The sequence below is a fragment of the Streptomyces venezuelae genome (assembly GCF_008642275.1).
In the GTDB taxonomy this organism is placed as follows: domain Bacteria; phylum Actinomycetota; class Actinomycetes; order Streptomycetales; family Streptomycetaceae; genus Streptomyces; species Streptomyces venezuelae_E.
The window spans coordinates 3502501-3510000 of record NZ_CP029189.1 but is presented as its reverse complement, the minus strand read 5'-3'; the positions used below and the strand labels follow the sequence as shown (position 1 = coordinate 3510000).

Genomic DNA, 7500 nt, shown 5'->3' with positions numbered 1-7500 from the left:
CGATTGAGTTGCACGCTCTAGACCCGAAGCGGAGTGATCTAGCCATGGGCAGGTTGAAGCGGAGGTAAGACTTCGTGGAGGACCGAACCCACCAGGGTTGAAAACCTGGGGGATGACCTGTGGTTAGGGGTGAAAGGCCAATCAAACTCCGTGATAGCTGGTTCTCCCCGAAATGCATTTAGGTGCAGCGTCGTGTGTTTCTTGCCGGAGGTAGAGCACTGGATAGGCGATGGGCCCTACCGGGTTACTGACCTTAGCCAAACTCCGAATGCCGGTAAGTGAGAGCACGGCAGTGAGACTGTGGGGGATAAGCTCCATGGTCGAGAGGGAAACAGCCCAGAGCATCGACTAAGGCCCCTAAGCGTACGCTAAGTGGGAAAGGATGTGGAGTCGCAGAGACAACCAGGAGGTTGGCTTAGAAGCAGCCACCCTTGAAAGAGTGCGTAATAGCTCACTGGTCAAGTGATTCCGCGCCGACAATGTAGCGGGGCTCAAGCGTACCGCCGAAGTCGTGTCATTGCAGCAATACTCCCAACGGAGGCTGTGATGGGTAGGGGAGCGTCGTGTGCCGGGTGAAGCAGCAGCGGAAGCTAGTTGTGGACGGTTCACGAGTGAGAATGCAGGCATGAGTAGCGATACACACGTGAGAAACGTGTGCGCCGATTGACTAAGGGTTCCTGGGTCAAGCTGATCTGCCCAGGGTAAGTCGGGACCTAAGGCGAGGCCGACAGGCGTAGTCGATGGACAACCGGTTGATATTCCGGTACCCGCTTTGAAACGCCCAATATCGAATCAGGCGATGCTAAGTCCGTGAAGCCGTTCCGGACCCTTCGGGGAAAGGAAAGTGGTGGAGCCGACGAACCAGACTTGTAGTAGGTAAGCGATGGGGTGACGCAGGAAGGTAGTCCAGCCCGGGCGGTGGTAGTCCCGGGGTAAGGGTGTAGGCCGAGGGGTAGGCAAATCCGTCCCTCATATAAGGCTGAGACCTGATGCCGAGCCGATTGTGGTGAAGTGGATGATCCTATGCTGTCGAGAAAAGCCTCTAGCGAGTTTCATGGCGGCCCGTACCCTAAACCGACTCAGGTGGTCAGGTAGAGAATACCGAGGCGTTCGGGTGAACTATGGTTAAGGAACTCGGCAAAATGCCCCCGTAACTTCGGGAGAAGGGGGGCCATTCCTGGTGATGAGTCTTGCACTCTGAGCTGGGGGTGGCCGCAGAGACCAGCGAGAAGCGACTGTTTACTAAAAACACAGGTCCGTGCGAAGCCGTAAGGCGATGTATACGGACTGACGCCTGCCCGGTGCTGGAACGTTAAGGGGACCGGTTAGTGACCTTTCGGGGTTGCGAAGCTGAGAACTTAAGCGCCAGTAAACGGCGGTGGTAACTATAACCATCCTAAGGTAGCGAAATTCCTTGTCGGGTAAGTTCCGACCTGCACGAATGGCGTAACGACTTCTCGACTGTCTCAACCATAGGCCCGGTGAAATTGCACTACGAGTAAAGATGCTCGTTTCGCGCAGCAGGACGGAAAGACCCCGGGACCTTTACTACAGTTTGATATTGGTGTTCGGTTCGGCTTGTGTAGGATAGGTGGGAGACTTTGAAGCAGCCACGCCAGTGGTTGTGGAGTCGCCGTTGAAATACCACTCTGGTCGTGCTGGATGTCTAACCTCGGTCCGTGATCCGGATCAGGGACAGTGTCTGATGGGTAGTTTAACTGGGGCGGTTGCCTCCCAAAGGGTAACGGAGGCGCCCAAAGGTTCCCTCAGCCTGGTTGGCAATCAGGTGTTGAGTGTAAGTGCACAAGGGAGCTTGACTGTGAGACCGACGGGTCGAGCAGGGACGAAAGTCGGGACTAGTGATCCGGCGGTGGCTTGTGGAAGCGCCGTCGCTCAACGGATAAAAGGTACCCCGGGGATAACAGGCTGATCTTCCCCAAGAGTCCATATCGACGGGATGGTTTGGCACCTCGATGTCGGCTCGTCGCATCCTGGGGCTGGAGTCGGTCCCAAGGGTTGGGCTGTTCGCCCATTAAAGCGGTACGCGAGCTGGGTTTAGAACGTCGTGAGACAGTTCGGTCCCTATCCGCTGTGCGCGTAGGAATATTGAGAAGGGCTGTCCCTAGTACGAGAGGACCGGGACGGACGAACCTCTGGTGTGCCAGTTGTCCTGCCAAGGGCACGGCTGGTTGGCTACGTTCGGGAGGGATAACCGCTGAAAGCATCTAAGCGGGAAGCCTGCTTCAAGATGAGTATTCCCACCTCCTTGAGAGGGTAAGGCTCCCAGTAGACGACTGGGTTGATAGGCCAGATGTGGAAGCCCGGTAACGGGTGAAGCTGACTGGTACTAATAGGCCGAGGGCTTGTCCTCAGTTGCTCGCGTCCACTGTGTTAGTTCTGAAATAACGAACGGCTGTGAATACGCCAGCGTTCAAATTTCATAGTGTTTCGGTGGTCATAGCGTTAGGGAAACGCCCGGTTACATTCCGAACCCGGAAGCTAAGCCTTTCAGCGCCGATGGTACTGCAGGGGGGACCCTGTGGGAGAGTAGGACGCCGCCGAACAATCATTGCGGGAAGCCCCGCACCAAACCCTTCGGGGTTCGGTGCGGGGCTTTTCTGCGTTCACCCGACGGATCGGACCGACCGGACCCGCGGATCGGAGACCTGCGGTCGGCTGTCGTGGGTCACCAGTCGGCGGGATAACTCTTGAGGGTGCTCGTGTCCAGGGTCCAGCGGCCGGCGGCGACGATCTCCCCGAAGGAATAGGGGACCGTTTTGCGGTACCGGATGCCGTCGGGCCCTGCCGAGGAGTCGCTGTGCACGGTGACCGTCAGCTTGTCCCTGCGGGGGTCCACGACGACGTACAGCGGGACACCCATCCTGGGGTAGTCGTGCAGCTTGTCGCGGATGTCGGTGAGGGAGTTCGTACGGGAGACGACTTCCACCACCATCAGGACATCGCGGGAGTTGACGACCTTCGCCGTGTCATCCGTGTCCTCCTCCGCGATGACCATGAGATCGGGGACCTTGGTGAGGCCTGTCTGAGGGTCGCCCATGTTCGTGTCGTTGAGCGCCATCACCTCGGGCGTCTGAGCCTCGATCTGGCGGCGCAGACGCACCACATTGAGTCCGTGCGGAGCCGTGGGGCTCATCATCGTGAGGAAGATCTGACCGTCGGTGGTCTGCACCTTCCACTGGTCCTCCTGATGTTCGGCCAGCTCCGCGAGCTGCTCCGCGAAATCGTGCATGCGGCGCATCTGCTCGGGGGTGAGGTCGCCCATGATTTCCTCCTGGTGGGTGCCCGACCAGCCTATCCAGCCGGCAGCGGCGGGGGCTCGGCCTTGCTCCTCGGCTCGCGAGCTCGCGTGACCCGTGCAGGTTCCGGCGTGGGGCTGGTCGGTCTGCTGCCACAGTCGCAAGATCCGCCGGACAGGACCCAGGCGGCAAGCAGCACCTCAGCACCTCAGCGGCGAAGGGCGGCGTCGAGGTCGTAGTAGAGCGAGTCCAGTCGACTACGACCAGGCTTGCGGGCCGGCATCCGGCGCAGCAGTGCGCGGACCTCCGGTGGGGCGTGCTCGGCCGCCCGTCGGATCTCCTCGTCTCCGACGACCGGGGCATCGCCCGCGGCGAGTTCACGAGCGAGGGCCCCGTACACGGCGGGCCCCAGTACGTGCTTCGACTGGTGCGGGCTGGCCAGTGGATGGATGTACGGGGTCGCCGCCGCGTGGCACGCGGCACGGGCGGCGGCCGTGGCGGCGGGGTCGTCGACCTCGCGCGCCGCCGCGTGGGCGGCCCAGGCGAGGGAACGCAGCTTCGCGGTCCGCTTGCCCTCGTCCACGAAGACCCGGATGCCGTCGATCGCCTCCCGAGGGCGGGGGTCGGATGGGGCCTTCAACTCGAACAGGGGGAGGGCGCGCTCGACGCATGCGGCTGCCCACAGTGCGAGCTGTCGGCGGTCCTCTTCGCTGATGGTCACCTCGTCCATCGGCCCATCATGCGCGGTCATGCCGCTCGGCGGATCTACGTTTCCTCGTGGAGCCGGGTCAGCAGGGCCACCAGGTGGTCCCGCTCGGCCGGGCTGAGCGGGGCGAGGAACTCGGCGTTGGCGGCTTCGGCCAGGGCCGCGCAGCGGGCGAGTACGGCGGTCCCCTGCGGGGTGATGGTCACGGCGTTCTTGCGGCGGTCGTCGGGGTCCGGGGCGCGCAGCACGAGGCCCGCCTCCTGGAGGTGGTTGAGGATGCCGACCATGTCCTTGGGGTCGACGGCGAGCAGGCGGCCCAAGTCGGCCTGGGCGACGGGCCCGTACTCGGCGGTGGCGGCCAGCACCGCGTGGTGCATGAGCCTCAGCCCCTCCGCGGCGATTGCGGCCGCGACCAGCTCGCGGCCACGTGCCGCGACGCGGCCGACGAGCCAGGAAGGCAGGGACTGGATGTGCTGAAGGGCCGGGGTCATCGGCCCACCCTACCGAAAGTCGTTGGGCATCCCCATGACTTTGGCCTATCGTTGGGACCTCCAATGACAGCGTTGCGAAGATGGGGAGGCCCTGTGCTGCGCGTTCGCCATGAAGTCGGCGGCGGTCCGGAGGTGCTGTTCGCCGAGGAGGCCGACGTACCCACGGCAGGCGTCGGAGAGCTGCTGGTCCGGGTCGAGGCGGTCGGGGTGACCCTGCCGACCGTGCGCAAGCTTCGGGAGGTGCGGGAGGGCGGTGAGCCGGTCTCCCTCGGCGGCGAGGTGGCCGGGACGGTCGTCACCACCGGACCGGGTGTCACCGGCTTCCGCGCCGGGGAACGCGTCACCGGACTGTGCTTCGCCGATGCCTACGCCGAGTACGCCCTGCTCCACACCGCGATGACGTCCCGTATCCCGGCCGACGCGAGCGCCGTCGAGGCCGTCGCACTGGTCCGCAGTGGGCTGGTGGCCCGCGGCGCGTACGAGGCCGCGCGGGTGGAACCCGGCGAATCGGTTCTCGTGACGGCCGCCGCGAGCGCGGTGGGCACGCTCGCCCTGCAGTACGCGAAGGCCGGCGGCGCAGGACGCGTCGTCGCGGCCGTCAGCAGCGCGGACAAGACGGCTTTCGTCCGCGGCCTGGGTGCCGACGAGGTCGTCCTGTACGGGGACTCCGACTGGAGCGGCCCGTACGACGTGATCCTCGACGGCGTCGGCGGCGACCTGCTCGGCCCCGCCGTACGCTCCCTGGCGACGGGCGGCCGCCTGGTCGCCTTCAGCTCCGGCGGCGGCACGGTGGAGGCGTACGAACTTCTCGTACGCGGCGCCTCGGTGATCGGCTTCCAGATGCGGGCCATCGCCACCGGCAGGCCCGGACTGTACGAGCGCTGGCTGTGCGAACTCTGGCAGCTGCGGGCGGCGGGCACCCTGCGCACGGCGGTGCACGAGGAGATCCCCCTCGCCGAAGCCGCCCGCGCCCATGCGCTCGTCGAGCAGCGGCAGAACCTCGGCAAGGTCGTTCTGGTCCCCTGAGCGCGGACCTGCCCCTAGCCTCGGGGCATGGCGAGATATGCGGATCCAGGACTGGTCGACTGGGTGGAGTCCGGCGGCGGGCCGCTGGTGGTGGTGCCCGCCGCGGTGCTGACCCGGTGGGAGGGGGCGGACGGCGAAGGCCCGGAGTCCGACTACGACAGGGCCTGCGCGGTGGTCGGCGACACCGGACTGCTCGCGGTGGGCCCGTCCCACGCGCTGGTTCTGGGGGACGAGCCGGCGTCGACGACGTTCCTCCCGGAGCACGGGGTCTTCGTGCGATGGGTGGCGGCCGAGTCGGAAGCAGAGCTGCTGGGCAGCGTCGAGGCGGCCCTGGAGGACGCGGCCTGGGAGGACGGGCAGGTCTGGCACGTGCCGGGGCCGGTCCTCCTGTTCGACTCCGCCTGGCCCGGCTCCGAGGTGGAGCCCGACAACCACGCACGGGTGGAGCTGACGCCCGGACGGTACGAGGTCCGGGCCGCTCTGGCTCGGCCGAACCCGGAGACCGCCTTCCAGTTGGTCCGGCTGCTCCCGTTGCCGTAGCGCCTCACGGACTCGCGTCTGCGGCTTACCCTGCCGTCCATGGCTATGGATGCCGAACTCAGCGCTCTGGCAACTCAGAAGGATCTTCCGGTCGATGTGCTGCGCCGCTTGCTCCGGCACCCTGGCGCCCGCCGCTCGGCAGCGCTGCTGCGTAGGGACCTGACCGACGGAATGATCGAGGAGATCATCGCGCTCGACTCCGCCCGCTCGCTCGCAGCCAACGGCTCCTTGCCGGTCCGGGTGAGTGCTCGCTTCGTCGCGCACCCGGAGCCGGCCGTCCGGGGTGCGGTCGCCGCGCATGTCAGGGACGAGCCGCCCGGGGTGCTGGCCCGCCTGGCTGCGGACCCGGAGCCTCTGGTGCGGCAGTTCCTCACCATGAACGACCATCTGCCACCAGAGCTCCTGGCGCGGCTGGCCGGCGACCCGGACGAAGGGGTGCGGTCGGGGGTCGTCCGGCGTTGGCGCGATGTTCCCGAAGCGGTGCGCAGGATGCTGCTGACGGACTCCGATCCAGCCATCCGCAGAGCCAGCCTCCGGGCGTTTCCCCCGCCTGCCGATCTACTGCCCGGGCTGCTGGCCGATTCCGAGACCCGGGCCGCTGCTGTCGCCCACTTGGTTCCGACCCCGGAGCTGGCCGGCGACCCGGATTCCGACGTACGCAGTGCCGTAGCCGCGCACCCCGACCTGCCTACTGGGCTGCGCGACCTCTTGGCGGAGGACCCGGACTTGTTCGTCCGCAACGCGATAGCGGCCCGGGCGGACACTCCGGTGGAGCTGCGTGAGCGCATTGTGTCGGGCCTGGAGCCCGACAGTCCGCTCGCCGAGTGGATGCTGTCGTTCGGTCGCGGCACCACCCACGCGTGTCCTCCGCCCGCCCCGGTTCCGGCGCCGCTGACCAGGCAACAGGCCGAAGCGCTGCTGGCTCGGGCCGGCCTCTAGGAGGGGGCCCGGCAGTCGGCGCTCCGGGCCGTTTTGACACCCCACAGGCCGAGTTGTAGAGTCAAACGGTTGCCTCGAACTGGACAAGTTCGGCAGCCCACCCCCGAGGAATGCGATTCCGTGTGGGGTGCACTCGATTCTTCAGAATCCGAAGCCGGGGAAATCCGGTGGAGAACTTCTGATAGAGTCGGAACCGCCGGAAAGGGAAAGCGCGAAAGCGAAAACCTGGAAAGCGCCGAGGAAGTCGGACACGAAAGAGTCTGATAGAGTCGGAAACGCAAGAACAGAACGAAAGCCCGGAGGAAAGCCCGAGAGGGTGAGTACAAAGGAAGCGTCCGTTCCTTGAGAACTCAACAGCGTGCCAAAAATCAACGCCAGAAGTTGATACCCCGTCCACTTCGGTGGATGAGGTTCCTTTGAAAAAGACCTGTGAGGTCGCCTTCGGGTGATGCTTGCAGGCAACAACACAGCGAGGACGTTGTGGCGCGTCGGTCATATTCCGACATGATGCGCCCGCTCTAAGTGATGTGTGCACCCGATT

At 65.1% G+C, this 7500-nt stretch carries 6 protein-coding genes and 2 rRNA genes (1 of these 8 only partly in view); 5 read left to right on the top strand and 3 right to left on the bottom strand.

The window, feature by feature from the left end:
• Positions 1-2371: ribosomal RNA gene (locus DEJ51_RS15350) — 23S ribosomal RNA — on the top strand (it extends 753 nt beyond the left edge of the window).
• Between the two features lie 76 nt (positions 2372-2447).
• Positions 2448-2564 (top strand): 5S ribosomal RNA (rrf, locus tag DEJ51_RS15345).
• Positions 2565-2686: 122 nt separating this feature from the next.
• Here rrf and DEJ51_RS15340 read toward each other — a convergent pair.
• The 3 genes from DEJ51_RS15340 to DEJ51_RS15330 form a co-directional block, all read right to left on the bottom strand.
• Positions 2687-3283 carry a Uma2 family endonuclease gene (locus DEJ51_RS15340; protein WP_150258086.1) on the bottom strand — a complete coding sequence of 199 codons (597 nt, stop codon included), beginning with the start codon at positions 3281-3283 and terminating at the stop codon, positions 2687-2689.
• A 182-nt stretch (positions 3284-3465) separates the two neighbouring features.
• A complete protein-coding gene (locus tag DEJ51_RS15335; protein WP_150258085.1) occupies positions 3466-3987 on the bottom strand; it encodes a putative immunity protein in 522 nt (173 codons plus the stop codon).
• Between the two features lie 35 nt (positions 3988-4022).
• Positions 4023-4454 (bottom strand): MarR family winged helix-turn-helix transcriptional regulator, encoded by a 432-nt coding sequence (locus DEJ51_RS15330; protein ID WP_150258084.1) that lies wholly within the window; start codon positions 4452-4454, stop codon positions 4023-4025.
• Positions 4455-4547: 93 nt separating this feature from the next.
• Here DEJ51_RS15330 and DEJ51_RS15325 point away from each other — a divergent pair, with 93 nt between their 5' ends.
• The 3 genes from DEJ51_RS15325 to DEJ51_RS15315 are packed head-to-tail and all read left to right on the top strand — an operon-like array spanning position 4548 to position 6959.
• On the top strand, positions 4548-5480 hold the full coding sequence (locus DEJ51_RS15325) for a zinc-binding alcohol dehydrogenase family protein (protein WP_150258083.1): 933 nt from the start codon (positions 4548-4550) through the stop codon (positions 5478-5480).
• 27 nt (positions 5481-5507) lie between these two features.
• Entirely contained in the window at positions 5508-6020 is a 513-nt protein-coding gene (locus DEJ51_RS15320) for an immunity 21 family protein (RefSeq protein ID WP_150258082.1), read from the top strand.
• A 39-nt stretch (positions 6021-6059) separates the two neighbouring features.
• Positions 6060-6959 (top strand): hypothetical protein, encoded by a 900-nt coding sequence (locus tag DEJ51_RS15315; RefSeq protein WP_150258081.1) that lies wholly within the window; start codon positions 6060-6062, stop codon positions 6957-6959.
• The last annotated feature ends 541 nt before the right edge of the window (positions 6960-7500 follow it).